The sequence below is a fragment of the Anaeromyxobacter soli genome (assembly GCF_022808855.1).
Classification (GTDB): Bacteria; Myxococcota; Myxococcia; order Myxococcales; family Anaeromyxobacteraceae; genus Anaeromyxobacter; species Anaeromyxobacter soli.
Window position 1 is genome coordinate 189,441 of record NZ_JAKZLF010000002.1, and the last position, 25,510, is coordinate 214,950.

The following is a 25,510-nucleotide window of genomic DNA, read 5'->3' on the forward strand; positions in this document are numbered from 1 at the left end:
TCGCCGTGGTCGAAGGAGCGGAGCCATGACGCGCACCCTCGCAGTGGTCCTGGCAGTGGCGGTGCCGGCGGCGGCGCTGGCCGAGCCGGCTCCTGCCTCGCCGGCGGCGCCCGCGCGCGTGCGCGTCGTCACCACCGCTCCCGCCCGCGGCACCCGATGGGCGGCAGGGAGCCTGGCGGCGGTGCGCCGGGCCGTCGTCTCCACGCGGACGCCGGCCTCGGTCCGCTCCGTGAACGTGCAGGAGGGCGCGTGCGTCCGCCAGGGCGAGCTGCTCGTGCGGCTGTCGGACGATGACGTCCGGGGGCAGCTCGCTGCGGCACGGACCGCGCTCTCGACCGCCGCCGCCCAGGAGCGCCGGATGGAGGTGCTCGCGGCGCAGGGGGCGGCCACCGCGGTCGAGCTTGACCGAGCGCGGGCGGAGCGGGCGCAGGCCCGTGCGGCCGTGGCGGCCGCGCGCGCGACCCTCGCCTACACCGAGATCCGCGCCCCGTTCGCCGGCACGGTGCAGGCCCGCCGCGTCGACGCCGGCGACCTCGTCGGCCCGGGCCAGCCGCTGCTCGAGCTGGAAGGGAGCGCGCTGGAGATCGTGGCGAGCCTCTCCGAAGCGGAGGCGCGCGGGATCGCGATCGGCCAGACGATCCGGTTCGAGGCGGGCGGTGAGGCCGGCGCAGCGCAGGTCTCGGCGCTCGCGGTCGGCGGCGATCCGCTGTCCCATCGCCGGACGCTGCGCGCTCGCGTGCAGCAGGGCGGCGCGACGCTCCGCAGCGGCGCCTTCGCCCGGCTCGTGCTCCCGGTCGACATTGCCGCGCCGCCGCGCGGGGTGTGGGTCCCGCGCAGCGCCCTCGTGGAACGAGGCGACCTCACCGGCGTCTTCGTCGTGACCGGAGGGCAGGCGCAGCTCCGCTGGCTCGCGCTCGGCGAGGGCGTCGGCGACCGCGTCGCGGTGCGCGCGGGACTGGAGGCGCGTGAGGCGGTCATCGACGCTCCGGGCAGCGCGCTGCGGGATGGGCAGCGGGTGGAGGTGACGCCATGACTTCTCCCTCGGAACACCGGGTCGGCCTGGCCGGCCGGCTCGCGCGCGGCTTCCTGCGCAGCAAGCTGACCCCGCTCCTCGTCGTCGCCTCGATCGCCCTCGGCGTCACCGCGGTCCTCCTGACGCCGCGCGAGGAGGAGCCGCAGATCATCGTCCCCATGGTCGACGTGCTGGTGCCGTACCCGGGCGCGACCGCGCGGGAGGTGGAGAGCCAGCTCACCGCGCCGCTCGAGCGGCGGCTGTGGGGCATCCCGGGCGTCGAGTACCTCTACTCGACCTCCACCCCGTCGGCGGCGTTCCTCACCGTGCGCTTCAAGGTGAACGAGCCGCTCGAGGCGAGCCTGGTGAAGGTCCACCAGGAGCTGGGCGCGCATCCCGAGCTCCTGCCCTCCGGGGCGCTACCGCCGGTGGTGCGGCTCCTCACCATCGACGACGTCCCCTTCCTGACGCTCACGCTCCACGGCGATCCGCAGCCCGCTGGCCAGCTGCGCGCCCTCGGGGAGGAGGTCGCGCGCGAGCTGGCGGCCGTCCCGCAGACGGCGCAGGTGCGGGTGCTGGGGGGCGCGCGCCGGGTGGCCCGGGTCGAGCCCGAGCCGGACCGGATGCGGACGCTGGGCGTGTCGATCGCGGAGCTGCAGCCGGCCATCGCGGCCGGTCAGGGGCAGCTCCCCGCCGGCGCGCTCGTGGATGCGGGCAGGCGCATCGAGCTGGAGGCGAACGGATTCGTGCGCTCCGCGGCGGACCTGCGCCGCCTGGTGGTCGCGGTCCGAGGCGACCGGCCCATCTACCTCGAGGACGTGGCGCGCGTGACGGACGGTCCCGAGCCCGAGCCGGCCGTCGTCCTGATGGCCGAGAGAGGGAAGCCCGGATTCGAGCAGGCGGTCTCCATCGCGTTGGCGAAGCGCGCCGGCGCGAACGCGCCCGAGCTGGCGAGGACGGTCGAGCACAAGGTGGCGACGCTGCGCGGCCGGCTCATCCCCTCCTCCGTGAAGGTGAGCGTCACCCGCAACTATGGCGAGACCGCGGGGGAGAAGTCGAACGAGCTCATCGAGCACCTCCTCCTCGCCACGCTGTCCGTGATCGCCCTCATCGCGCTCGCCATGGGCTGGCGCTCGGCGGTGGTGGTGGGGGTGGCGGTGCCGGTGACGCTCGCCCTGACGCTCGTCCCCACCTACCTCCTCGGCTACACGCTCAACCGCGTCACGCTCTTCGCGCTCATCTTCTCGATCGGCATCCTCGTCGACGACGCGATCGTGGTGGTCGAGAACATCCACCGGCACCTCCACCTGCCCGGGCCGAAGCGGAGCTTCGCCCGCACGGTCGTCGAGGCGGTCGACGAGGTCGGGAACCCCACCATCCTCGCCACCTTCGCCGTCATCGCCGCCATCCTGCCGAACGCGTTCGTGCGCGGCCTCTCGGGCCCGTACATGCGCCCCATCCCGGTGGGCGCCAGCGCGGCCATGCTCTTCTCGCTCGCGATCGCCTTCGTCATCAGCCCCTGGGCCGCGATGAAGGTCTTCCGCAAGGAGGGGCACCTGGCGGAGGTCGACGCGTCGGGGCTGCACCCGGCCGACGGCGGCCGCGACCCTGCGGACCCGCTCGCGGCCGAGCCAGCGGCGATCCCGGCGCGGGCGCAGGAGACGCGCCTCACCCGGCTCTACCGTCGCGTCATGGGCACGCTCCTCACCCGCGCCTGGAGTCGCTGGGCCTTCCTGGCCCTCGTGCTCGGGCTCCTCGCCGGGGCGGCGTCGCTCGTCGCGCTCGGGGCACTCAAGGTGAAGATGCTGCCCTTCGACAACAAGCGCGAGTTCCAGGTGCAGCTCGACCTGCCGGCCGGCACGGCACGCGAGGGGGCGCTCGCCGTCGGGCAGGAGCTGGCGCGGCGGCTCCTCCAGGAACCCGAGGTGAAGGACGTCCAGGTCCACTCGGGCGTCGCCGCGCCGTTCACCTTCGTCGGCATGGTCCGCCACAGCTTCCTGCGCGAAGGCGCCGAGCAGGTGGACCTCCAGGTGAACCTCGTCCCCAAGGGCGATCGCAAGGCGCAGAGCCACGCCATCGCGACGCGCGTCCGCCCGGCGCTGGAGGCCATCGCCTGGCCGCGCGGCGGCCGGCTCAAGCTGGTCGAGCTCCCGCCCGGCCCGCCCGTGCTCGACACCCTCGTGGCCGAGGTGTACGGCCCCTCGGCGGCGGAGCGCGACCGGCTCGCCGGCGAGGTCCTTGCGGCCTTCCGCTCGACGAAGGGCGTGGTGGACGTCGACTCGTCGCTGGCAGCGACGTCGCCGAAGCTGGCGCTCCGCCTCGACGCGGAGAAGGCCGCGCTGCACGGCGTCGCGCCGGCCGCGGTGATCCAGACGCTCGCGGCGGGCGGCGCCGGAGCGCCGCTCGGGAGCTTTCACGTCGAGCGGGGCGCGGAGCAGGTCCCCGTCGTGCTCCAGCTCGCGCCGGCGCGGCGGGCGCGCCTCGAGGATCTGCTGCAGCTCACCGTCCCGGGACGGCGCGGCCCGGTCCCGCTCTCCGAGCTCGTCAGCCCGGAGGACGGAAGGGTCGACCCGCCCGTCTTCCACAAGAACCTCATGCCGGTCGCATACGTCCTCGGCGACCTCGCGGGCGAGATCGAGAGCCCGGTCTACGCGCTCTCGGCGCTCGACAGGAAGCTCGACGCGCTTCGCGACGCCGGCGGGGAGCAGGTGCCACGCCTCGGCCTCGCCCACCCCGCGTCCACCGAGCAGCCGGCGCTCAAGTGGGACGGCGAGTGGCACATCACGCTGGAGGTCTTCCGCGACCTCGGCCTCGCCTTCGCCGTCGTGCTCGTCCTCATCTACATCCTGGTGGTGGGCTGGTTCCAGAGCTTCACGGTGCCGTGGGTGATCCTCGTGCCGATCCCGCTCTCCCTCATCGGCATCCTGCCCGCACACTTCGCGCTCGGCGCCTTCTTCACGGCGACCAGCATGATCGGCTTCATCGCCGGCGCCGGCATCATCGTGCGCAACAGCATCATCCTCGTCGACTTCATCGAGCTGAAGCTGCGGGAGGGGATGCCGCTCGCGGCCGCGGTCGAGGAGGCGGGCGTGGTCCGGTTCCGCCCCATGCTGCTCACCGCCGCGGCCGTGCTCGTCGGGAGCGCCGTGATGCTGGCCGACCCCATCTTCCAGGGCCTGGCGGTGAGCCTCATGGCCGGCGAGGTGGCGGCGACGCTGCTCTCGCGGCTCGCCGTGCCGGTCCTCTACTTCCTCGTCGCCCGCCGCGGCCGCGCCGCCGAGCTCCAGCGCGAGGGCGCGCTCGCCCCGGGGCGGCGCGGCGCCTCCGCGGCAGGCCCGGCGATCGCGGTCGTAGCTCCCCTGGTCACGGCGTCCCGTTCAGCAGCCACCTGAGCTCTCCCGCGCGCTGGCCGATCGCCTTCGGCACCCGCGTCATCGCGAGCCCCGATGGCAAGCGGGGCCGTCTTCGTCTAGGTTTGCCGCCGCGCGACGCCACCGCCCGCCTCCGGGAGGCGCGCCGCGAGGGAGCCAGGCATGAAGGTCGTCGCATTCAACGGCAGCGCACGGAAGGACGGCAACACTGCGCTCCTCATCGGCCGGGTGCTCGACGTGCTCGAGCGCGAGGGGATCGAGACCGAGGTCGTGCACCTCGCCGGCCACGACATCCACGGCTGCACCGGCTGTCGCCGCTGCGGCGAGCGTCGCGACCGACGCTGCGCCCGGAACGACGACATGGTCAACGCGTGCATCGAGAAGATGACCGCCTCCGACGGCATCCTGCTCGGCTCGCCGACCTACTTCAGCGACGTGTCCACCGAGATGAAGGCGCTCATCGACCGCTGCGGGTTCGTCGCCAAGCAGAACGGCGACCTGTTCCGCCGGAAGGTGGGCGCCGCGGTCGTCGCCGTGCGACGAGCAGGCTCGACGCACGCCTTCGACACGATGAATCACTTCTTCACGATCAACCAGATGATCGTGCCCGGCTCCAACTACTGGAACGTGGGGATCGGGCTCGAGAAGGGCGACGTGGAGCGGGACGAGGAGGGGCTGCGCACGATGCAGGTCCTCGGCCAGAACATGGCCTGGCTGTTGAAGAAGCTCGCGTGACTCCCGCTCCCACGGACGACGGTCAGGTCATCTTCTCGAGCAGGGAGAGGAGGACCGCCTGCTCGGCGACGCCGAGGCGCCCCAGCCGATCGCTGAACGCCTTCGACAGCAGGGCCTTCCCCTGCGCTGCTGCCTTGCGCCCGGCCGCAGTCAGCACCAGCCGGTGACGCCGCAGGTCGGCGGGATCGATCTCGCGGCGCAGGAAGCCGGCGGCCTCGAGCCGCTTCACGTACACGGTCACGCTGGGCTTCGGCATGCAGAGGGTGGCCGCGAGCGCCGCCGGATACGGGTGCTCCTCGACCTCGCCGAGGACGAACAGCTCCTTCGTCTCGAGCCCGAGCGCCGCGATGGCGGGCGCGGCGGCGGTTATCACCGACATGAGCAGCCGGTAGTTGAGCGACCAGACCCTGGCGGGTTCGATCTTCGGCATGGGTTGCGGCTCTGTGGTTCAGGATTAAAGTAGTTCCACTTTAAACGACGTGTGTTCTTGAACCAGCTGCATCTTTGAACAAGTTAGCACGATGGGAGATCCCATGCCTCTCGACCACTACGTGACGCTGGGCCGGTCCGGCCTGCGCGTGAGCCCGCTCTGCCTCGGCGCGATGACCTTCGGCGAAGATCTCGGGTGGGGCTCGAGCGTCGAGGAGTCGCAGCGCATCATGGACCGCTACATCGAGCGCGGCGGCAACTTCATCGACACGGCGAACTTCTACACGAAGAGCCACTCCGAGAAGATCATCGGCGACCATCTCGGACGCCACGCCGCTCGCCGCGATCGCCTGGTGCTCGCGACCAAGTTCAGCGGGAACCTCTACCCAGGTGATCCCAACGGCGGCGGCTCCGGCCGGAAGTCGATCCTCGCCGCCTGCGAGAACTCGCTGCGGCGGCTCCAGACCGACTACATCGACCTCTACTGGCTGCACAACTGGGACGTCCACACGCCCATCGAGGAGACGATGGCCGCGCTCGACGACCTGGTGCGCGCGGGGAAGGTGCGCTACCTCGGCGTCTCCGACACGCCGGCCTGGAAGATCGCCGAGGCGAACGTCCTCGCCCGCTTCCGCGGGTGGTCGGCGTTCATCGGGCTGCAGATCGAGTACTCGCTGCTCGAGCGCAGCGTCGAGCAGGAGCTCGTGCCCATGGCGCTGGAGCTCGGCCTGGGGATCACTCCCTGGTCGCCGCTCAAGAGCGGTGCGCTGAGCGGCAAGTACACCCGCCGCAACGCCGGCCAGGTGAAGACGGATCGGGCTCAGTTCCTAGAGTCGTTCCTGAACGAGCGGACCTACGCGACCGTGGACGCGCTCGAGGCCATCGCCCGGGCGCACCAGTCGACGGTGGCGCGCGTGGCGCTCGCGTGGCTCCGCCAGCGGCCCGGCGTGACCTCCACCATCATCGGCGCGCGCCGGTGGGAACAGCTCGAGGACAACCTCGCGTCGCTCGAGGTGGAGCTCACGGCGGACGAGCGCGGGCGGCTCGACGCGCTCACCCAGCCGACGTTCGGCTTCCCGCAGAGCATGCAGCCCATCTTCCCGGCCATCCACAACGGCGGCACCACGGTCAACGGGGTGTTCGCGCCGGCGTCACCCTTCGGGCTCGTGAAGGGAGACCAGCCGTACTGACGGCGGCCCGCGCGCGGTCCCTCGAGGCGGCGTCCTTCCGGAGCTTGCTCGGCGACGTCCCCGTCATCCGGTGGAACATGGCGATGAAGGCCGACGAGCTGCCGTAGCCGAGGTCGAAGGCGATGGACTCCACCGAGCGCCCCGCCTCGAGGAGCGCGAGCGCCCGCACGACCCGCAGCCGTTGCCGCCACTCGCCGAAGGACATCCCGAGGTCGCGCTGGCACCGCCGGACGAGCGTCCGCTCCGTGGTGTGCACCTGCCTCGCCCAGTGCGCGAGGGACCGCTGGTCGTCCGGCTGCGCCTGGAGCGCGGCGAGGATGGGGCCGAGCAGCGGGTCCTCGGAGCTGGGCAGGTAAGTGCCCTGGCGCGGCGCCGCAGCGAGCTCGTCGACGAGCACCTCCACGAGCCGGGCGTCCGGCGCCGTCCGCGGCGTGTCGATGCCGCGCGCGCGGAGCTGATCGAGCAGCGCCTTCAGGAGCGGGCCCACCGCGAGCGCGCAGGCGTCCCGCGGAAGACGGCGGCAGCGCTCGCGCGCGAGGTAGAGCGAGCAGAACGTCGCCTCGTGGCGGTTGAGCCCGACGTGCTCGACCTCGGGCGGGAGCCAGATCCCGTACTGCGGCGGAGCGAGGTAATGGCGGTCGGCCAGCTTCAGCTCCATGACCCCGCTGAACGCGTAGACGAACTCGCCCCAGTGGTGCCGGTGGCGTGGGTACGACGAGTCCGGCTGCAAGCTGTCCGTCCGGAAGTACACCGGATGCGGCAGCGTCTCGTCGAGAGGTGTGCGGAGATGCCTGGGCATGGCGCCTTCGCTGCAATGAATGTCCGGATCGCACTATATCCAGCCCCGGCGCCAGCGGCATCATCGCGCTCGCGCAGGCCGCGACGGCCCGCGGGAACGGAACGCATGAGCGCGGCGCGCAAGGGTCTCGACGGCTTCGTGATGGCGACGATGGTGCTCCTGTGCGCGATCTGGGGCGCACAGCAGGTGGCGATCAAGCTGGCCGCGCACGACGTCGTCCCGATCATGCAGGTCTGCCTGCGCTCCGGGATGAGCGCCGCGCTCGTCCTGCTGCTCATGTCCATCCGCCGCGAGCCGCTCTCGCTGCGAGACGGCACGCTGCGGCCAGGGCTCGTGGCGGGTGCGCTCTTCGCCGCCGAGTTCATGTTCGTCGCCGAGGGGCTGCGCCGGACCTCGGCGTCGCACATGGCGGTCCTCCTCTACACCTCGCCGATCTTCACCGCGGTCGGGCTCCACTGGACCGTGCCCGGCGAGCGGCTCCGCCCCCGACAGTGGCTCGGCATCCTCCTCGCCTTCACCGGGATCGCCGTGGCGTTCGCGGGCGGCTGGGCGCGCGGCGCCGTGTCGCTCCGGATGCTCGGCGGCGATGCGCTCGGCGTCCTCGCCGGCGCGGCATGGGGCGCGACCACGGTCGTGGTGCGCCGCTCGGCGTTGTCCGATGCGGCGCCCGCCAAGACGCTGCTCTACCAGCTCGCGGTCGCGAGCGTCCTCCTCGGCGCTGCCGCCGCGGCCTCCGGGCAGGCGACGCAGGTGTCGCTCACGCGGCTCGCCTGGACGAGCCTCCTGTTCCAGGGCGTCGTCGTGTCCTTCGCGAGCTACCTCGCGTGGTTCTGGCTCCTCCGCCACTACGCCGCGTCGCAGGTCTCGGTGTTCTCGTTCCTGACGCCGCTCTTCGGCGTGACCTTCGGCGTGCTCGTCCTGGGGGAGCACGTCGACCCCGCCTTCGGGATCGGGGCGGCGCTGGTGCTCGCGGGCATCGCCACCGTGAGCGCGCCGAGGCTTCGCCGCCGCGCGGCGCGCCTGGAACCGGATATCTGCTAGGTCGGGATCCGCCCGCGTAGCGACTCCGGATCGTGCGGACCGGGCTCCGCGATGAGCTCTCGCGCGGAGTCCATCTTGCCGAAGACGCCCCACGTCAGCACGCCGCGCACCCTGCCATTCGCGACGTAGTAGACGATTCCCCTGCGGTACGGCTCCTTCCATTCGGCGACGACCTCGAGGCGCGGGTCCAGAACGCCGACTGCCTCGTACCCGAGGTCGAACAGGTCCGAGTAGAAGAATGGCAGGTGACGGTAGGCGACGTCGGCCCCGGCCATCGCGCGGCCGGCCTCCCGTCCCATGCGGTTGGCGTTGTCCTCGTGCTCGACCCGGATTCTCGTTCCGAGTGCCGGATTGAGGAATCTCGCGACGTCACCTGCAGCGAAGATTGCGGGGTCGGACGTGCGTAGCGTCTCGTCCACGAGGATGCCGTCGTCGACCTCGAGTCCCGCCTCCGCGGCGAGGCGGTCGTTCGGGACGATGCCGAGCCCCGCCACCACGAGGTCGGCCTGGATCTCGTCCCGGTCGGTCCGGAGGGTGAATCCCGAGCCGCGCGCCACGAGCCCCGTGACGCGCTCCCCCGCCCGAACCTCCACCTCACGCTCGGCGTAGTAGCCGTTCAGGTGAACCGCGAGGTCTCGCGGGAAGAGCCGTGAGCCGATCCCTTCCTCCGGGAAGACGAGCGTCACCCGATAGCCAGCGGTCGCGAGAGAGGCCGCGATCTCCGACCCGATGAAGCCGCCACCGACGATCGCCACGTGCTTTCCCGCCGGGAGCGCCCGGACGCGCCTGAAGTCCGCGACCGTCCGGTAGTAGACGACCCCGTCGCCGTCGAAGGGCAGCCGACGCGGAGTGCCACCGGTCGCGAGGAGGAGCCGCTCGTACCCGATGGTCTCCCCTCCCTCGAGCCCGATGCGCCGCTCGGCACGGTCGATGGCGACGACGCGCGTGCCAGTCCGAAGCTGGATCCCCTCGACCGAGGGCAGCCAGATCGATCCCTCCTCCTGCCCCGTCCAGAGCCCCTTCGTGAGCGGCGGGCGCACGTAGGGTCCCACGGGCTCCTCGCCGACCAGCAGGACGGGCGCGCTCGCATCCACCGAGCGGATCCCCATCGCGGCGGCGTGCCCCGTCATCCCGCCGCCCACCACCACGTACTTGAAATCAGGCATCCGTCCTCCGCCTGGCGCGCTGAAACGTACTGTAGAAGCCGTTCGTCGCCCGTCACGTCCCTCGAGGCCAGTCCTGCACACCTCCGGAGGGATCCCGCTTTCGGGCAGGCACGGCGTGCTCGAGATCGTCCCCCGCGCGAAGCATCAGGCGCTCGGCCGCGGAGTGGCACATCGTGAAGCTTTCCTGCACGGGCCATCCGCGATCGACCTCTTTCGAGACTGCCGTGCCGCGCGTAGTTTCCCGTTCGATGACGACGGGGATGGAGAGCCGCCACAGCATCGGCGTGAGCCGAGGTTGAGCGAACCGGAAGGAGCACGAGATGCAGAAGCGCAAGCTGGGAAGGAGCGGACTCGAGGTCTCGGCCATCGGCCTCGGCTGCATGGGGATGAGCTTCGCCTACGGGACCCCACCGGACAGGAAGGAGATGATCGCGCTCCTCCGCGCCGCGGTCGATCGCGGCGTCACGTTCTTCGACACCGCCGAGGCCTACGGCCCCTTCACGAACGAGGAGCTGGTCGGCGAGGCGCTCGCGCCCGTCCGCGACCGGGTCGTCATCGCGACGAAGTTCGGGATGAAGCTCGGGACGATCGGAGTGGACAGCCGGCCCGAGCACATCCGCGAGGTCGCCGAGGCGTCGCTCCGGCGGCTGAAGGTCGAGACGATCGACCTCCTCTACCAGCACCGCGTGGATCCGGACGTTCCCATCGAGGATGTCGCGGGCACGGTGAAGGACCTCATCCGCGCTGGCAAGGTGAAGCACTTCGGCATGTCCGAGGCCGGCGTGAACACGATCCGCCGCGCGCACGCCGTGCAGCCGGTCGCCGCGGTCCAGAGCGAGTACTCGCTGTGGTGGCGGAAGCCCGAGGAGGAGCTGCTCCCGACGCTCGAGGAGCTCGGCATCGGGTTCGTCCCGTTCAGCCCGCTCGGCAAGGGATTCCTGACGGGGAAGATCGACGAGAAGACCACGTTCGAGAAGAACGACTTCCGCAACATCGTGCCCCGCTTCTCCCCGGAGGCGCGCAAGGCGAACCAGGCGCTCGTAGACCTCCTCGGCGTCATCGCGGCGGGCAAGCAGGCGACCCCCGCGCAGATCGCGCTCGCGTGGCTCCTCGCGCAGAAGCCCTGGATCGTGCCGATCCCCGGGACGACGAAGCTGCACCGGCTCGAGGAGGACCTCGGCGCCGCGAACGTCGAGCTGACCGCGGACGACCTCCGCGCCATCGACGAGGCCGCGTCGAAGATTCGCGTGGAGGGCGCGCGGTACCCGGAGGAGCTCGAGAAGAGGACCGGGCTCTAGCGGCTCGTGTTCGGAGATAGCCAACCATGAAGAATCAGATTGCGAAGCGGCCGCCCGAGCGCGAGCCGGATTCCCACGACACGACGACCCTGAGCCGGCGCGGCTTCATGTGGACGGGCGCCCTCGCCGCGGCGGGCGCAGGTGCCGCCGGGTTGTTCAAGCCGTCCACGGCGGGAGCCGCTCCAGGCGTCGAGAGGACGAGCTACGGACAGGGCCCGTTCCCGGTCGAAGGAATGGCCCTCTACTCGTCCCAGGGCCCGCACAAGCCGATGAAGTTCCAGCGGCGCGCGCTCGGGCCGAAGGACGTCGCGATCAAGCTCCAGTACTGCGGCATCTGCCACTCCGACATCCACCATGGGCGCGAGCACTGGCGGAAGGAGACGTTCCCGCTCGTCACCGGGCACGAGCTGGCCGGGGTGGTGGTGGCGGTCGGCTCGAGCGTCAGCAAGTTCAAGGTGGGCTCTCGCGTGGGGGTGGGCTGCATGGTGAACTCCTGCCGCCACTGTGGTCCGTGCGAGGCCGGCATGGAGCAGTACTGCGAGAACGGCAGCGTCCTCACCTACGGGTCGAAGGACCGCGACGGCTCGCTCACGCAGGGCGGCTACTCGACCTTCGACGTCGTGGACGAGGACTTCGTCATCGCGATCCCCGACGCGATCGACCTCGCGCACGCTGGACCGATGCTGTGCGCCGGGATCACCGTCTACTCTCCTTTCCGGAGGTGGAGCGTCGGCCCCGGGAAGAAGGTCGGCGTCGTCGGGCTCGGCGGCCTTGGTCACATGGCGACGAAGATCGCCGCCGCGATGGGCGCCCAGGTGACGGTGCTGACGACGTCGAGAGGCAAGGTCGACGACGCGAGGCGGTTCGGCGCGAAGACCGTCATCGTGAACGATCAGGGAGCGGATCTGGCGAAGTACCGGCGGTCGCTCGACTTCATCCTCGACACGGTCCCGTACCAGCACGACCTCGAGCGGCTCATTCCGCTGCTGAAGATGGACTCCACGCTGTGCATGGTCGGCGTCGGCAAGACCACCGAGCCTCACCAGATCGGCCCGTTCTCGCTCCTGAGAGATCGCACCTCGTTCGCGAGCTCGCAGATCGGCGGGATCCGGGAGACGCAGGAGCTCGTGCAGTTCTGCGAGCTTCACGGCATCAGGCCGGAGATCACCAAGGTCCCGATGTCCAGGATCGACGACGCCTGGACCAAGGTGGTCGACAAGGCGGCGCGCTACCGCTTCGTCATCGACATGACGAACGCCTGACGACGATCGCGAGCGCACCATGAAGCAGGTCATCGCCGTCGCGGCGTTGACGTTGACGTCCCTGGCCGCGTGCAGCGCCCACTCGAGGATCGAGATGAACTCCACCCGAAACCGTCCGGTCGCTCATCTGACGGAAGCGGCCGTCCGAAACCACGAGCAGCTGTTTCCCGGGTACGAGTCCAAGCTGAAGGAGACGGACCCGGAGTTGATCGAGATCTTCGACAACTTCGCGTTCGACGAGGTTCTCCGTCACGGGAACCTGGACCCGAAGACGAGGGTCATGGTCATCCTGGCGTCGACGATCGCGAGCCAAGCCTCGAGCGAGTACAGGATGATGCTCGGCGGAGCGCTGAACGTGGGCGTCACCCCGGTCGAGGCCAAGGAGATCCTGTACCAGGCCGTCCCCTACGTCGGCATCGCCAAGGTCGTCGACTTCATCCACACGACCAACGACGTGCTGCGGGCCAGGGGCGTGGAGTTGCCGCTGGAGGCTCAGTCCACGACGGCGCCGGAGAACCGGCGCGCGAGGGGGCTGGCCCTCCAGAAGGAGATCTTCGGGGGTCGCATCGACGAGCTGTACGCGGCCGCGCCCGCCAATCAGCGCCACGTCCAGGAGCTCCTTTCCGCGAACTGCTTCGGCGATTACTGGACCCGGGGTGGCCTCGATGCCAGGACGCGGGAGCTCCTGACGTTTTCGATGCTGGCGGCGCTCGGGGGCGCCGAGCCTCAGCTCAAGGGGCACATCCAGGGCAACGTCAACGTCGGGAACGACAAGGAGAAGCTCATCGCGGTCGTGACGCAGCTTCTTCCGTACATCGGCTATCCTCGGGCGCTCAGCGCGCTGACTTGCGTGAACGAGGTCATCCCCGAGCAGCGATAGCGTCCCCATGGCCTTCACTCCGCTCAACGCCCTCAGCTCCTTCATCGCGGTGGCGCGCCGCAGGAGCTTCGCGGCCGCGGCGAGGGATCTCGGGGTGTCCACCTCCGCGCTCAGCCAGTCGGTCCGGCAGCTCGAGGCGCGGCTCGGCGTGACGCTGCTCACGCGGACCTCGCGGACGGTGGCGCTCACGGACGCTGGGCAACGCCTCGTCGAGAACGCGGGTCCGGCGGTGGATCAGGCGCTGGAGTCGCTGAAGACGGTGTCCGCTCGCCCGGGAGAGATCACGGGCCGCGTCCGGCTGTCGGTCCCGACGGTGGCGGTGTCGCTCGTCGTCGCTCGCCTGCTGCCGAGGTTCCTGGAGCGGCATCCGAAGGTGGAGGTCGAGGTCCAGGCCGAGAACCGCTTCGTGAACATCGTCGCCGAGGGCTTCGACGCGGGCATCCGCCTGTCGGAGGCCATCGAGCGCGACATGGTCCAGGTCCGTCTCACGCCGCCCGGGCGCTTCGTCGTGGTCGCGGCTCCGTCGTACCTCGAGCGCCGCGGGGCGCCGCAGAGGCCAGAGGACCTCCTCCAGCACGACTGCCTCTGCATCCGCACGGACGTCGGCGGCGCGCGGTACGCGTGGGAGCTCGAGCGCGGAAAGAAGGAGTGGCGCGTGCCCGTCCACGGATCGGTCACGACGAACGACCCCGAGCTCATGCGGCTCCTCGCCGAGGCGGGAGTGGGCCTCCTCTACTCGTTCGAGCCCCTGGTGGCAGACGAGCTGCGCCGCGGCGCCCTGCGCATCGTCCTCGAGGACTACGCCGCCGCGGTGCCCGGGTTCTTCCTGTACTTCCCGAGCAGATCGCAGGTGTCGCCGGCGTTCAGGGCGTTCGTGGACGTCGCGCGCGAGCTCTCCGTCGGCTCGAAGCAGCGCGTGCGCTGACCGGAAGGAGGTCCACCGACGTGAAGTCCTTCGCAGACGTGGAGCGTGACTACATCCGGGAGAAGCTCCTCCCAGACTTCGAGTTCGAGTCGTACGACGAGCCGTCCCGCGTCAACGCGCTCGGCCGACCCGTCTCGACGGGGACCGTGGCGCTCGTCGTCACCGCCGGCGCGTACCTCGCCGGCGAGCAGGAACGGTTCCGGCGTAGCAAGGAAGGTGACCCGAGCTTCCGGGAGCTTCCGCACGACGTCGACCTCGCCCGCATCGGGCTCTCTCACGGCGGCTACGACACCCGGCGCGCCCTGGACGACGTGGACGTCGTCTTCCCGCTCCGCGCGCTCCGCACCCTGGAGCGAAGCGGCCGGATCGGCGCCGCGGCACCTCGCCACTACAGCTTCATGGGCTACGCCATCGAGACGGACGTGCTGCGAGACAACGGCCGGGAGGTCGCGCGGCGGCTGCGGTCGGACGCGGTCGACCTCGCCCTCCTCGTGCCCGCGTGACCCGTCTGCAACCAGTCGGTCGGACTGGTCCAGCGGGTCCTCGACGAGGAGGGGGTGAGCACGATGTCCCTCACGCTCTCCGCCAGCATCACGCGCCGCATCAAGCCCTCCCGCGCGCTCCTCGTCGAGCACCCCTTCGGCCTCACCATGGGGGACCTGCACGACGACGCCACCCACGTCGCCATCCTGGACGAGATGCTCGCCGCAGCGGAGCGAATCCAGCGCGCCGGTACGCTGGAGGCGCTGCCCTTCGAGTGGACGAAGGACGACCTGCGCTCGAGGCAGCTCCGCAAGGAGGCCTCCTGATCGGAAGGTGGCCGCGCCGGGATGGGCGCACCCGTCAACGCGGGCGCGGCCGGGGCGAAAAATCTCGGAGCAGGCCGTCCAACCCCCTGAGGGGACGGTGGGGAGCGCGCCGTAACCTTGCGCGTGCCCGCCGGACGCTACATGGAGGCCGTCGAGGCTAGGCGGGAGGCGCTCCGTGAATCAGTGCCAGGTCATCGTCGTGGGGGGCGGCATCGGGGGGAGCGCGGCTGCGCTGCGCGCAGCGCAGCACGGCCTCACGGTCGCCTGGATCCGCGGCGACGCGGGGACCGCTCGCGCGAGCCGGGCCCGTTACGTCTACAACGTGGACAACATGATCGGCGTCTCGGGGGGCATCGTGCAGCGAAAGGTGCTCGAGCTGCTCTCGGGCCCCGAGCACGCGGCCGCGCGCGAGGCGATCGCCCGGACTCACTTCCACGTCGGCGTCCCGGAGATCGTCGAGGACGTGACGCTTCGGCTGACCGCCGACTTCGCCGACGTGGCCATGCTGCTCGACGAGAAGGCCGTCGCGGCGCGTGCAGAAGACACCGGGTTCGTCGTCGAGACGGACCGCGGCCAGCGCCTCCGCGCCGGCGCGGTCATCCTCTCCACCGGCGTGATGGACCGCCAGCCGCGAGTGAAGCTCACCACGAAGGGCGGCAAGGTGGTGGACGACATCCACTGGATCTATCCCTGGGCCAACGCGGAGTCCCTCCTCTACTGCATCCTCTGCGAGGGGCACCTCGTGCGCGGCACGCCGGTGGCGGTGCTCGGGGCGAGCGACGCCGCCGCTCAGGTCGCGCTCCTCCTGCACGAGCGCTACGGTGTGGCCGTCGTCCTCCTCGGAAACGGCGAGGCGCTCGAGGCCAGGCCGGAGACGCTGCGACTCATGGAGGCCTACGGGGTGGTGTTCCATGGAGCGCGGCTCGTCGAGATCCTGGACGGCGAGAGCGGCCGGAAGGGCGAAAGCCTCCGCGGGTTCCGCCTCGAGGATGGCGCGCAGGTACCGGCGCGGTTCGGGATGGTCGCCATGGGGCTGCACCGCGTCTACAACGACCTCGCCCTCCAGCTCGGCGCGGAGCTCGACGCCGGCGACGGTCCGGAGGACGCCCGCCACGTGCTCGTCGACGACGCGACGAGCGAGACGAGCGTGCGCGGGCTCTTCGCGGTGGGGGACATGAGCCGGCACCGAAGCGGCACCCCATCCCTGAAGCAGATCTACACGGCGCAGGAGTACGCGGTCCGCGCCGTTCAAGCGATCGACCGGCGCGAGCGCGCGGTCCGCCGCGCGCGCGTCCTCGAGCGGCGGTGACGGGGCTCGCGCTCCGGGCGCCGCGAGCCGACCAGATCGTGCCCGAGGCGGGCCGGTGATGCTCTGGGGTCTCGCGGGCGTGCCTCCGCGATCGCTCATCGGGGCGATTCGATCGGCATCCGTGGCGCTTCCGTCGCGGGCGCCGGGCTCCTTTGACGCGAGGCGGAAACGGGAATACCATGTTCGCGTTTCGACCTCGCGAGGAGGCGTCTCATGGCGAAGTTCCGCGGTCTTTCCCGGCTCGACGGGGTCGGGCAGGCGGCGCTGGTCGCGCGCGGCGAGCTCACCGCGTCCGACCTGCTCGATGCGTTCGCCGAGCGGCTCGAGGCTCTGAACGCGCTGCTGCGGGTGGTCCCCGCCGTGGACCTCGAGCGCGCGCGCGCGGCGAAGGTGCCGCCCGGACCGTTCGCCGGCGTGCCGTTCCTGGTGAAGGAGGTGACCCCGTACCCGGGCCTGCGCTGGTCATGTGGCTCGCGGGTGTTCGCCGGCAACGTCGCGGGGCCCGAGACCCGCACCCCGTACATCGGCCGCATCGATGAAAGCGGGCTCGTCACCGTCGGAAAGTCCGCTGCCTCGGAATTCGGGCTGCTGGGCAGCACGGAGACACTCCTCGAGGGCGTGACGCACAACCCGTGGGACCTGTCGCTGTCGGCCGCGGGCTCATCCGGCGGGGCCGCTGCAGCGGTCGCCGCCGGGATCGTTCCTCTCGCCCACGCGAACGACGGCGGCGGGTCGATCCGGATCCCCGCCTCGGTGTGCGGCCTCTTCGGGTTCAAGCCGAGCCGGACGCGCTGCGTGCCGGCGAGCCTCCCTTCCGAGTTCGGCGCCCTCGTCTCCGACCACTGCGTGAGCCGCACCGTTCGCGACAGCGCCCTGTTCCTCTCCGTGACGGAGGACCGGGCCGGTCCGCTCCCCGCCGTAGGGTACGTGCGGGAGCCGCTCGCGCGTTCGCTGCGGATCGCGACCTGGACGCGCACCCTCCTCGGCGAGGAGCCGGAGCCGGCGGTGCGCCGCGCCGTGGACGACGCGGCTGGGCTCTGCGCGGCTCTCGGACACCGGGTCGAGCCCGTCGCTTCGCCCGATCTCGACGGCGCGGCTCTCGGCGACGCTTTCTTCATCGTCGCCGGGGCGGCGGTGGCCGGCCTCGTGGAGCTGGTGGACCGGCTGCGAGGACACCCGGTGCAGCGGGACGAGCTCGAACCGTTCAGCTGGGCGCTCGTCGACGAGCTCGAACGCCGGGGCCCGGGCGCGCTGCCCGCGGCGCGCGCGGCGTTCGCCGCTGGCACCGAGCGGTACCTCGAGACGATCCGCGGCTACGATGCGGTCCTCACGCCGACGCTCGCGACGACGCCCTGGCGCCTTGGCCACCTCTCCCCGGTCCTGCCGCGCGAGGAGCTGCTCCGGCGGACCGGGCGCACCGTCGGCTACACGCCCATCCACAACATCGCGGGCTGCCCGGCGATGTCAGTGCCGCTGCACTGGACCGAAGAGGGCATCCCCATCGGCGTCCACTTCGCCGCCGCACCGGGCGCGGACGCGCTCCTGCTCGGTCTCGCCTATCAGCTCGAGGAGGCGCGCCCCTGGGCGGAACGCTGGGCACCCTTCTCCTACCCGCGGCTGTTCGAGGCCTGATGCCCCAGGTCCTCAAGGACGAGGTGCGCGCGCGCATCGAGGCGGCCGCCCTCCAGATCTTCGCGGAGCGCGGGTACGCCGGCGCGAAGATGACCGCCATCGCCGAGCGCGCCGGGGTCGGAACGGCGAGCACGTACCGCTACTACGCCGGGAAGTACGAGCTCTTCCATGCGCTCGTCACGCCTGCGCTCGCCGAGGAGTTCGAGTCGCTGCTCGACCGACGTGTGCGCGCCCTCTCCCGCGCGTTCCGGGCGGAGGCGACCCGGGGCGCCGACGACATCGGCGACGAGATGCTGCGCTTCTGGGCGGAGCACCGGCTCGCGGTCGTGATCCTGCTCGACCGCGCCGCGGGAACCGACTACGCCGCGTTCGGCGCGCGCTTCGTGGAGCGTCTCGTCGCCTCGACGCTCGCCGATCTGCATCCGCGTCGCGGCGCAAGCGCGGCCGCGCGCTTCGTGCTCGCCCGGATCTTCGACAACACCCGGCGGATGCTCGCGGCGATCCTGGAGGCGCACGCCGACGAGCGCGCGCTCCGCGAGGCGATCGAGGCATTCTGGAGCTACCAGATCCCCGGGCTGCAGGGGTTCGCACGCTGGTCCAATCGTCGCCCCCGACGCCGGCTGTCCCCGAGCGAGCGGCGCGTGCCGCCCGTCACCGTGCCTCGTCCGTGAGCGCCGTGCAGATCGCAGGCGGGACGTCGAGGCGTACCCGCTCGACAAGGAGGCGCTGTTCCAGGCGGGCGACGTCCGCTGGCACCTCAGCGAGACCGGCGAGTACTTCGAGCGCGAGCGCGACCTCAACGCCTGGACGAGCTCCTGCGGGCGTGGCGGCGCGCGGACGCGAACGCGCCGCTCCTTGCGGACGCGCGGTCGCTCGAGGCGCGGCTCGCGCGGGCCCGTTGGCGCCGCCACGTCAGCGCGCGGCAGCCGCCTCGTCCGGTCCGAGGGGCTGGAAGTTCAGCTCCTCCCGGTCGAGCTCCTGCTCGACGCGCTGGAACGCAGCGTCGCCGATCGTGCCGTCCGCCCGCAGCGCGAGGATCCGGCTGCGCGCGGCGGCCGTCGCCTTGCGTACCAGGTCCGTCCCGACGTCGAGCCGCTGCCCCTCTTGCCCATCCGCGCCCACCGCCCCGCCGGCGTTGTCGGCTTCGGCGCGGCGGAGCAGCACCTCGTAGCGGCGGCGCAGCATGCTCGACATGTCGTCACCGGGCGCCTCTCCCGCCGCCGCGACCGACGCCCGCAGCGCCTCCACGCGAGCCAGGCGCAGCTCGCGCTCGATCTCGCCGTCATCCCGCAGCCGCAGCGCGCTCATCAGAGGCCGGAGCGTCAGCCCCTGAACGACGAGCGTGCCGAGCACGACCGAGAACGCCGTGAACAGGACCAGGTCGCGGTACGGGAACGCCGCCCCGCCGCCTCCTCCCGCGGGAAGCGCGAGCGCCGCGGCGAGCGTGACGATCCCGCGCATCCCGCACCACCCGACGACGGCCGCCGCGCGGGGCGACAGCCCGACGGCGTCGCGGCGCGGCTCCTCGCCCTCGGCAGCGGGACGGCACCGCCACCGGCTGACCGCGGCTGCGCCGGAGACCCAGACGATGCGCGCGAGGATGGTGGCGGCGCAGACTGCCGCCGCGACCACGACGTAGCGAGCCAGCGTGGCCGCGTCGATCCGGCCCAGGATCGCCTTGAGCTGGAACCCGACGAGGATGAACGCGAGCACGTTCAAGACGAAGACCGCGAACTCCCACACCGCGTACGACGGGACCCGGACCCGCGCGGGAACGGAACGCGACGCGGCCCGCGTGCTCGCCATCGCGAAGACGACGACGGTGAGGATGCCCGAGAGGTGGAGGCGCTCCGCGAGCATCCACACGGCGAACGTGCCGCAGAACTGGACGACGACCGCGATGGGCACGTCCTGGATCCGCGCGGTGAGCGGTACGATCACGCGCGACAGCACGTACCCGAGCACCACGCTGCCGGCGGTCACCACGACGAGCAGCGGGATGGCCTTCACCGGGGACACCGAGCCCGCGAGTGCGGCGCCGAGCGCGAGCCGGAAGACGAGGAGCGCGGTCGCGTCGTTGAAGAGGCTCTCGCCCTCGAGGATCACGAGGAGGCGGTGCGGCGGGCGGAGCTGCCCCAGGACCGCCATCGCGGCGGCCGCGTCGGGTGGAGCGACGATCGCGCCGAGCGCCACCGCGGCGGCCCACGGCATGTCCGGCACGACCGCCCGGGCCACCACCGCCACGAGGGCGACGGTCAACGCGACGGCCCCCACGGCGAGCCCGGCAACGGACCGCCAGTTGGCGCGAAGATCGCGCGCGGACGAATCGAACGCGGCGTCGAGGAGCACCGGCGCGACGAAGAGCGTCAGCGCCAGATCGGGCTCGAGCACCAGCGTCGGAGTGCCGGGGACGAGCGCCAGGGCAGCGCCGGCGAGCGCCAGCATCGCGGGGTACGGCGTCCCCAGGCGCCGCGACAAAGCGGTCAGGCCGGCGCCCGCGAGCAGCAAGGCGATGACGATCTCGAAGACGACCATGCCGTAGGGTTGTGCGGTGGCACACGCGTCCGCAATTCAGGCGCCCGCTCCGCACGGGTCGGGCCGACCGCGAGTCAGAGCCGCCATTCTCGTGCTCGCCCGGCTGAGTAACGGGCTGCGGGATCGTTCGAGGCGGGCGGGACGCTCCATCCCTCCCCCCCTCACGGTAAGCCCGTGGAGTCCTGCATTTCGTGAAGCTTTCCTGAACGGCCCATCCACTTCTCGCCCGTTTCGCGGGACTCGGGGCGCGCGTAGGTTTCACGGCGTCGCCCGGCTCCGTGCAGGGCCGCAGCGCACCCCGAAGGGAGAAACAGTCCATGTTCCACGCCAAGGCCTACTCCGCGGCGAGCGCGACCGCGCCGCTCGCCCCTACCACCATCGCCCGTCGCGAGCCGACCCCGCATGACGTGCAGCTCGAGATCCTGTTCTGCGGGATCTGCCACTCCGATCTCCACACTGTCCGGAACGAGTGGAGCAGCCTGATGTCCACGGTGTACCCGTGCGTTCCCGGCCACGAGATCGTCGGTCGCGTGACGAGGGTCGGTTCCGCCGTGACGAAGTTCGCGCCCGGCGACCTCGCCGCCGTCGGCTGCCTCGTCGACTCGGACCGCACCTGCCCCGAGTGCAAGGCCGGGTTCGAGCAGTTCTGCCCCGGCCAGGTCCTCACCTACAACGCGCCCGACAAGCACCTCGGCGGCGTCACCTACGGTGGCTACTCGGACGGCATCGTCGTCGACGAGCGCTTCGTCCTGCGTGTCCCCTCGAACCTCGACCTCGCCGGCGTCGCGCCACTGCTCTGCGCCGGCATCACGACCTGGTCGCCGCTGCGCCACTGGGGTGTCACGAAGGGAAAGAAGGTCGGCGTCGTCGGCATCGGCGGGCTCGGCCACATGGGCGTGAAGTTCGCCCGCGCGCTCGGCGCTCACGTCGTCGCCTTCACCACCTCCCCCAGCAAGAAGGAGGACGCGCTGCGCCTCGGCGCGCACGAGGCCGTCGTGTCGCGCAACGCCGACGAGATGCGGAAGCATGCGGCCAGCTTCGACTTCATCCTCGACACGGTCTCCGCCGAGCACGACCTCAACGCGTACGTCCAGCTCCTCCGGCGCGACGGCACCCTCACGCTCGTCGGCGCGCCGGAGAGGCCGTCCGCTCTCGCCGCCTTCGGGCTGATCCTGGGCCGCCGCAGCATCTCCGGCTCGCCCATCGGCGGCATCCCGGAGACGCAGGAGATGCTCGACTTCTGCGGCAAGCACGGCATCACCGCCGACGTCGAGGTGATCCCGGTGCAGAAGGTGAACGAGGCCTACGAGCGGATGCTGCGGTCGGACGTGAAGTACCGCTTCTCGATCGACATGGCTTCCCTGAAAGCGGCGTAGGCCGTCGAGGCCGGCGACATGAACCTGCTCGCAGCGATCGTCTCCCTCTCCGTCCTCGCTCCACCGCCCGCGCAGTACGGTCGGTGAGCCCGTCATGACGAAGCGTTCCGCAAGCTGCGATCCCGGTTCGGAATTCGACGGCTGCTCCTCGAGGGCGGCGGAAAGATCAACGGCTCGTTCCTGGCAGCCGGCGTCATCGACGAGCTCAGCGTCCTCGTCGCTCCCGTCGCCGACGGCGGGGTCGGCACGCCGACGCTCTTCGACGCGCGTGAAGGGCCCGGGCCAGCGCGCCACCTGAAGCTCGTGTCCGTCGAGCGTCGTCGCGGCGACCTGCTCTGGGTCCGGTATCGGATCCGGAGCTCGGGCCACAGGTGAATGCGCCCGAGACCACCTTTACTGACGACCGCCCACGCTCACCGACCCGTCTCGGCACCGCGCGGTTGCGCGGAGGCCTGCACGCTCGGAGTCCGTCCCGTCCGGGTCTCGCGCACCAATGATTCACTTGCTAGATCCGCGACACAGTTGAGCGCCCTGAAGAAACGTGAGAGTCCCCCCGCCCGGCCGGAGGCGCGCTGGATGCTGCTGATCCACCAGATCCCGCCGACACCAGCCTATCTGCGGGTCAAGATCGGCCGGCACCTGGCTCGCATCGGGGCGGTCGCCATCAAGAACTCGGTCTACGCCTTGCCCTACGACGACGAGTCGCAGGAGGACTTCCAGTGGGTCCTTCGCGAGGTCGTCAAGGGCGGCGGCGACGCGTCGATCGTCGAGGCCCGGTTCATCGAAGGCCTCTCCGACGAGCGGGTGATCGAGCGGTTCCAGTCGGAGCGCGAGGCCGACTTCCGCCACCTCGCGGAGCAGGCGCGCGCCATCGCGGCAGCTTTTCCGAAGCGAGGCGTCGTTCCCGAGGACCGCCGCGCCGAGCTCGCAAGGCAGGTTGCACGCCTCCGCCAGCGCGCGACCGAGCTCGCCGCGATCGACTTCTTCGGAGCACCCGGGCGCGAGGTCGTCGATGGCCTCCTGTCCGGAATGGAGGCACGCATGAGGCCCGTCGAAGGAACGGAGCCGGCGAAGGCGTCGCTGGCTCGTGAGCAGCACCAAGGCCGCACCTGGGTGACACGCACCGGGATCAAGGTGGACCGGATGGCGAGCGCATGGCTCATCCGGAAGTTCATCGATCCGAAGGCGCGCTTCAAGTTCGTCCCGGCGAAGGGGTATCGCCCGGAAGAGGGCGAGCTTCGCTTCGACATGTTCGAATCGGAGTTCACTCACGAGGGCGAGCTGTGCACGTTCGAGGTGCTCGTGCGGCGATTCGGCCTCACAGATCCCGCCCTCCGCGCGATCGCCGAGATCGTCCACGACATCGACGTGAAGGACGCGAAGTACGGCCGCGAGGAGGCGCCTGGCATCGGGCAGCTCGTCGCGGGCATCGCTGCCGCGCATGCCGACGACGAGCAGCGCCTCGCCCGCGGCACGGCGCTGTTCGACGACCTGTACGCCGTGCACAGCGGCGCCACCAGGCACTGATCGCTCGACAGGAGGTGCTCGGGCGTGCCGAGGAGCTCTGCGTCGAGCGCCGTCCGCTCGAGCGCTTCTCGCCCGCCTTGACATTCCAGGGCGGGCCGCTATCTTCTCCGCCGCGGGAGAAACACCAACTTTGGATTATTCAGAATCGCGGGCTCGCGGCGTTCCGGCCGTCGCTGCCTTGTCCCTCGTCGTGCTCGGCGCCGCCGGCTGCGCCTCTCCGGGCCGGATCGCCCCCCGGGAGCACCTCGCCGACACCGCTGCGCTGGCGCCCGGTCACGAGATCGCCGAGGCCGAGCTCGCCGGCCGCTGGCCCGACGCCGACTGGTGGCGATCGTTCGGCGACCCCCAGCTCGACGCCCTCGTGGCCGAGGCCCTCGACCACGCCCCCCGGCTCGCGCTGGCCTCGGCGCGCATCCGCCAGGCACAGGCGTTCGCCGCCGGCGCACGGGCGAGCCTCCTCCCCTCCGCGGACGCGAGCGCGGCCGCGATGCGGGTCCATCCCTCCGACCACCAGCCCCCCAAGACCACGGAGTGGCAGAACCAGGTGCGGCTGGGGCTCTCGTACGAGCTCGATCTGTGGGGACGCCACCGGAGCGCCCTCGAGGGCGCCCTCGACGGCGTCCAGGTTGCCGCCTACGAGGCGAGGTCCGCCCGCCTCGCCCTGGTGGGCGCCATCGTGCGCACCTACGCCGAGCTCGCGCTCCAGCTCGACCTCCAGGACTCGGCCCGGAGCGTCCTCGAGGACCAGCAGAAGAGCCTCGACGTCGCGCGCCGGCGGGCGGCGGCCGGCATCGGCACCGAGCTCCCCGTCCGCCAGGCAGAGACCCAGATCGCGACCACGCGCTCCGAGCTGGAGCAGCTCGACGGGCGCGCCGCGCTGCTCCGGCACCAGCTCGGCGCCCTCGTCGGCGTCGGCCCCGGCGCCGGCGACCCGCTCCGCCGTCCGGCGCTCCGGCTCGATCCGACCGTCGCCCTGCCGAGCAGGCTCCCCGCGGAGCTCCTGGGGCGCCGCCCCGACGTCCTCGCCAGCCGCTGGCGCGTGGAGCGCGCCGCGCGGGAGATCGACGTGGCGCGGGCAGCCTTCCTCCCCAACGTGGACCTCGCCGCGTTCGCTGGCGTGTTCGCGTTCGGCTTCCAGAAGCTCTTCTCCGCGGACGCCGCCGGATGGGGCGCCGGTCCGGCGATCTCCCTCCCCGTCTTCGAGGGGGGGCGGCTGCGCGCCGGGCTCGAGGGGCGCACGGCCGCCTACGACGCCGCGGTGAGCGACTACCAGGCCACCCTGGTGGACGCGCTGACAGACGTCGCCGACCAGCTTGCCCGGCTCGGGTCGCTCCGGCGCGAGCAGGCGCAGCGCGAGGTCGCGCTCTCGTCGGCGGAACGCGCGCACACCCTCGCGCTGCAAGCCTACCGGGCGGGCTTCGGCGACTACCTCGACACCCTCGTGACCGAGATCGCTCTCCGCGGCGAGCGCGACCAGCTCGTCCGGCTGCGGTACGCGCAGCTCGAGGCGGGCGCCAGCCTGACCCAGGCCCTAGGCGGCGGCGTCATGCCGGAGGCGGCGCCGCTCGCCGCCGCCGACGCCGCGCCGGTGCGCGTGGCCGCGGAGGAGAAGCCATGAGCGAACGTGTCGCGAAGCACGCCGGCGCCGCCGAGGCGGCGACCGCGGACGGCGGACGGCGCGCGGCCGCGAGCGATCGCGCCGGCGTCCTGGGGCGCCTGGAGCAACACCTCGAGACGGTCGCCGACCTCTTCCCGGGCTTCCCCTCCGATCTCTGTCTGCTCGTCCGGACCGCGGCGCTGGTGGAGCGGCGCATGGTCGAGGCCGGGAACGCGGTGCTGAAGCCCCACGGCCTCACCTACCCGATGTATCAGGTCCTCGTCGTCGCCCCTCCGACCGGCGCGGGCGGGATCACTCCGGGCGAGATCGCGACGATGACGGGCGAGCGTGCCACCAACGTCACCCACCTCTGCGACGAGCTCGTGCGCCATGGGTGGATGACGCGCCGGCGCGACGCCTCCGATCGTCGCCGGGTGCTGCTCGGCCTGACCGCCGCCGGCCGGCGAGTCCTCGCCGAGGTCCAGCCGCAGATGTGGGCGACCTGGCGCCGCCGGTTCGCCGGGCTCGACGCGGGCGAGCGGCGGGCGCTCCTCGCGCTCCTGCGCCGCGAGCACGCGAACCTCGAGGTCGACTGAGTTGGCGCGCGGCTCGCCCCC

At 71.7% G+C, this 25,510-nt stretch carries 22 protein-coding genes and 1 pseudogene; 19 read left to right on the plus strand and 4 right to left on the minus strand.

Annotated elements, in window-relative coordinates; genetic code table 11:
• Positions 1–25 precede the first annotated feature (25 nt).
• The 3 genes from MLV88_RS03030 to MLV88_RS03040 all read left to right on the plus strand — a co-directional run bounded on the left by MLV88_RS03030 (position 26) and on the right by MLV88_RS03040 (position 5,118).
• Positions 26–1,033 (plus strand): efflux RND transporter periplasmic adaptor subunit, encoded by a 1,008-nt coding sequence (locus tag MLV88_RS03030; RefSeq protein ID WP_242352285.1) that lies wholly within the window; start codon positions 26–28, stop codon positions 1,031–1,033.
• Positions 1,030–4,404, plus strand: a complete 3,375-nt coding sequence (locus MLV88_RS03035) for an efflux RND transporter permease subunit (RefSeq protein ID WP_242359963.1) — start codon at positions 1,030–1,032, stop codon at positions 4,402–4,404. The genes MLV88_RS03030 and MLV88_RS03035 overlap by 4 nt, the downstream gene beginning before the upstream one ends.
• Positions 4,405–4,545: 141 nt before the next feature.
• Positions 4,546–5,118, plus strand: coding sequence for a flavodoxin family protein (locus MLV88_RS03040; protein WP_242352289.1), 573 nt, complete (start codon positions 4,546–4,548; stop codon positions 5,116–5,118).
• Between the two features lie 22 nt (positions 5,119–5,140).
• On the opposite strand, the gene MLV88_RS03045 is transcribed toward MLV88_RS03040, so the two are convergent.
• A complete protein-coding gene (locus MLV88_RS03045) occupies positions 5,141–5,548 on the minus strand; it encodes a MarR family winged helix-turn-helix transcriptional regulator (RefSeq protein WP_242352291.1) in 408 nt (135 codons plus the stop codon).
• A gap of 103 nt (positions 5,549–5,651) precedes the next feature.
• Between MLV88_RS03045 and MLV88_RS03050 the strand changes: the two genes are divergently transcribed.
• Complete coding sequence (locus MLV88_RS03050) at positions 5,652–6,737, plus strand: aldo/keto reductase (RefSeq protein WP_242352293.1); 1,086 nt, start codon at positions 5,652–5,654, stop codon at positions 6,735–6,737.
• Here the strand turns inward: MLV88_RS03050 and MLV88_RS03055 are convergent.
• Entirely contained in the window at positions 6,676–7,536 is an 861-nt protein-coding gene (locus MLV88_RS03055) for an AraC family transcriptional regulator (protein WP_242352295.1), read from the minus strand. The genes MLV88_RS03050 and MLV88_RS03055 overlap by 62 nt on opposite strands.
• Positions 7,537–7,641: 105 nt before the next feature.
• On the opposite strand from MLV88_RS03055, the gene MLV88_RS03060 reads away from it, so the two are divergent.
• On the plus strand, positions 7,642–8,577 hold the full coding sequence (locus tag MLV88_RS03060) for a DMT family transporter (protein WP_242352297.1): 936 nt from the start codon (positions 7,642–7,644) through the stop codon (positions 8,575–8,577).
• Here MLV88_RS03060 and MLV88_RS03065 read toward each other — a convergent pair.
• The gene (locus MLV88_RS03065; RefSeq protein WP_242352299.1) at positions 8,574–9,743 is read right to left on the minus strand and encodes an NAD(P)/FAD-dependent oxidoreductase; all 1,170 of its coding nucleotides are present in this window, start codon (positions 9,741–9,743) and stop codon (positions 8,574–8,576) included. The two genes, MLV88_RS03060 and MLV88_RS03065, sit on opposite strands and share 4 nt — an antisense overlap.
• A 320-nt stretch (positions 9,744–10,063) precedes the next feature.
• Between MLV88_RS03065 and MLV88_RS03070 the strand changes: the two genes are divergently transcribed.
• The 9 genes from MLV88_RS03070 (at position 10,064) to MLV88_RS03110 (ending at position 18,529) form a co-directional block, all read left to right on the plus strand.
• On the plus strand, positions 10,064–11,041 hold the full coding sequence (locus tag MLV88_RS03070; RefSeq protein WP_242352301.1) for an aldo/keto reductase: 978 nt from the start codon (positions 10,064–10,066) through the stop codon (positions 11,039–11,041).
• A gap of 26 nt (positions 11,042–11,067) precedes the next feature.
• On the plus strand, positions 11,068–12,303 hold the full coding sequence (locus MLV88_RS03075) for an NAD(P)-dependent alcohol dehydrogenase (RefSeq protein WP_242333015.1): 1,236 nt from the start codon (positions 11,068–11,070) through the stop codon (positions 12,301–12,303).
• Positions 12,304–12,322: 19 nt separating this feature from the next.
• On the plus strand, positions 12,323–13,183 hold the full coding sequence (locus MLV88_RS03080) for a carboxymuconolactone decarboxylase family protein (protein ID WP_243336756.1): 861 nt from the start codon (positions 12,323–12,325) through the stop codon (positions 13,181–13,183).
• Between the two features lie 7 nt (positions 13,184–13,190).
• The gene (locus tag MLV88_RS03085; RefSeq protein ID WP_242333018.1) at positions 13,191–14,108 is read left to right on the plus strand and encodes a LysR family transcriptional regulator; all 918 of its coding nucleotides are present in this window, start codon (positions 13,191–13,193) and stop codon (positions 14,106–14,108) included.
• 20 nt (positions 14,109–14,128) lie between these two features.
• Positions 14,129–14,611: a glycine/sarcosine/betaine reductase selenoprotein B family protein gene (locus tag MLV88_RS03090; protein WP_242352307.1), complete on the plus strand. Its 483-nt coding sequence runs from the start codon at positions 14,129–14,131 to the stop codon at positions 14,609–14,611.
• A 54-nt stretch (positions 14,612–14,665) separates the two neighbouring features.
• Positions 14,666–14,917, plus strand: coding sequence for a hypothetical protein (locus tag MLV88_RS03095; RefSeq protein WP_242352309.1), 252 nt, complete (start codon positions 14,666–14,668; stop codon positions 14,915–14,917).
• A 175-nt stretch (positions 14,918–15,092) separates the two neighbouring features.
• Positions 15,093–16,226: an NAD(P)/FAD-dependent oxidoreductase gene (locus MLV88_RS03100; RefSeq protein ID WP_243336758.1), complete on the plus strand. Its 1,134-nt coding sequence runs from the start codon at positions 15,093–15,095 to the stop codon at positions 16,224–16,226.
• A gap of 213 nt (positions 16,227–16,439) precedes the next feature.
• Positions 16,440–17,858 carry an amidase family protein gene (locus MLV88_RS03105; RefSeq protein WP_242352312.1) on the plus strand — a complete coding sequence of 473 codons (1,419 nt, stop codon included), beginning with the start codon at positions 16,440–16,442 and terminating at the stop codon, positions 17,856–17,858.
• On the plus strand, positions 17,858–18,529 hold the full coding sequence (locus MLV88_RS03110) for a TetR/AcrR family transcriptional regulator (RefSeq protein ID WP_243336760.1): 672 nt from the start codon (positions 17,858–17,860) through the stop codon (positions 18,527–18,529). The genes MLV88_RS03105 and MLV88_RS03110 overlap by 1 nt, the downstream gene beginning before the upstream one ends.
• 241 nt (positions 18,530–18,770) lie before the next feature.
• Here MLV88_RS03110 and MLV88_RS03115 read toward each other — a convergent pair whose 3' ends face one another.
• Positions 18,771–20,393: a cation:proton antiporter gene (locus MLV88_RS03115; protein ID WP_243336762.1), complete on the minus strand. Its 1,623-nt coding sequence runs from the start codon at positions 20,391–20,393 to the stop codon at positions 18,771–18,773.
• Between the two features lie 317 nt (positions 20,394–20,710).
• Here MLV88_RS03115 and MLV88_RS03120 point away from each other — a divergent pair, with 317 nt between their 5' ends.
• The 5 genes and pseudogenes from MLV88_RS03120 (at position 20,711) to MLV88_RS03140 (ending at position 25,489) form a co-directional block, all read left to right on the plus strand.
• Entirely contained in the window at positions 20,711–21,769 is a 1,059-nt protein-coding gene (locus MLV88_RS03120) for an NAD(P)-dependent alcohol dehydrogenase (protein WP_243336764.1), read from the plus strand.
• A gap of 108 nt (positions 21,770–21,877) precedes the next feature.
• Positions 21,878–22,144: pseudogene (locus tag MLV88_RS03125) on the plus strand (dihydrofolate reductase family protein); the annotation flags it as partial.
• Entirely contained in the window at positions 22,145–23,296 is a 1,152-nt protein-coding gene (locus MLV88_RS03130; protein ID WP_243336766.1) for a chromate resistance protein ChrB domain-containing protein, read from the plus strand.
• 178 nt (positions 23,297–23,474) lie between these two features.
• The gene (locus MLV88_RS03135) at positions 23,475–24,914 is read left to right on the plus strand and encodes an efflux transporter outer membrane subunit (RefSeq protein WP_243336768.1); all 1,440 of its coding nucleotides are present in this window, start codon (positions 23,475–23,477) and stop codon (positions 24,912–24,914) included.
• Complete coding sequence (locus MLV88_RS03140; RefSeq protein WP_243336770.1) at positions 24,911–25,489, plus strand: MarR family winged helix-turn-helix transcriptional regulator; 579 nt, start codon at positions 24,911–24,913, stop codon at positions 25,487–25,489. The genes MLV88_RS03135 and MLV88_RS03140 overlap by 4 nt, the downstream gene beginning before the upstream one ends.
• Positions 25,490–25,510: the final 21 nt, after the last annotated feature.

What these genes read in the sequence shown, in the direction of transcription:
- MLV88_RS03030 (WP_242352285.1), top strand. Translation starts at nt 26, where the DNA reads ATGACGCGCACCCTCGCAGTGGTCCTGGCAGTGGCGGTGCCGGCGGCG.
- MLV88_RS03035 (WP_242359963.1), top strand. Translation starts at nt 1,030, where the DNA reads ATGACTTCTCCCTCGGAACACCGGGTCGGCCTGGCCGGCCGGCTCGCG.
- MLV88_RS03040 (WP_242352289.1), top strand. Translation starts at nt 4,546, where the DNA reads ATGAAGGTCGTCGCATTCAACGGCAGCGCACGGAAGGACGGCAACACT.
- MLV88_RS03045 (WP_242352291.1), bottom strand. Translation starts at nt 5,548, where the DNA reads ATGCCGAAGATCGAACCCGCCAGGGTCTGGTCGCTCAACTACCGGCTG.
- MLV88_RS03050 (WP_242352293.1), top strand. Translation starts at nt 5,652, where the DNA reads ATGCCTCTCGACCACTACGTGACGCTGGGCCGGTCCGGCCTGCGCGTG.
- MLV88_RS03055 (WP_242352295.1), bottom strand. Translation starts at nt 7,536, where the DNA reads ATGCCCAGGCATCTCCGCACACCTCTCGACGAGACGCTGCCGCATCCG.
- MLV88_RS03060 (WP_242352297.1), top strand. Translation starts at nt 7,642, where the DNA reads ATGAGCGCGGCGCGCAAGGGTCTCGACGGCTTCGTGATGGCGACGATG.
- MLV88_RS03065 (WP_242352299.1), bottom strand. Translation starts at nt 9,743, where the DNA reads ATGCCTGATTTCAAGTACGTGGTGGTGGGCGGCGGGATGACGGGGCAC.
- MLV88_RS03070 (WP_242352301.1), top strand. Translation starts at nt 10,064, where the DNA reads ATGCAGAAGCGCAAGCTGGGAAGGAGCGGACTCGAGGTCTCGGCCATC.
- MLV88_RS03075 (WP_242333015.1), top strand. Translation starts at nt 11,068, where the DNA reads ATGAAGAATCAGATTGCGAAGCGGCCGCCCGAGCGCGAGCCGGATTCC.
- MLV88_RS03080 (WP_243336756.1), top strand. Translation starts at nt 12,323, where the DNA reads ATGAAGCAGGTCATCGCCGTCGCGGCGTTGACGTTGACGTCCCTGGCC.
- MLV88_RS03085 (WP_242333018.1), top strand. Translation starts at nt 13,191, where the DNA reads ATGGCCTTCACTCCGCTCAACGCCCTCAGCTCCTTCATCGCGGTGGCG.
- MLV88_RS03105 (WP_242352312.1), top strand. Translation starts at nt 16,440, where the DNA reads ATGGCGAAGTTCCGCGGTCTTTCCCGGCTCGACGGGGTCGGGCAGGCG.
- MLV88_RS03110 (WP_243336760.1), top strand. Translation starts at nt 17,858, where the DNA reads ATGCCCCAGGTCCTCAAGGACGAGGTGCGCGCGCGCATCGAGGCGGCC.
- MLV88_RS03115 (WP_243336762.1), bottom strand. Translation starts at nt 20,393, where the DNA reads ATGGTCGTCTTCGAGATCGTCATCGCCTTGCTGCTCGCGGGCGCCGGC.
- MLV88_RS03120 (WP_243336764.1), top strand. Translation starts at nt 20,711, where the DNA reads ATGTTCCACGCCAAGGCCTACTCCGCGGCGAGCGCGACCGCGCCGCTC.
- MLV88_RS03130 (WP_243336766.1), top strand. Translation starts at nt 22,145, where the DNA reads ATGCGCCCGAGACCACCTTTACTGACGACCGCCCACGCTCACCGACCC.
- MLV88_RS03140 (WP_243336770.1), top strand. Translation starts at nt 24,911, where the DNA reads ATGAGCGAACGTGTCGCGAAGCACGCCGGCGCCGCCGAGGCGGCGACC.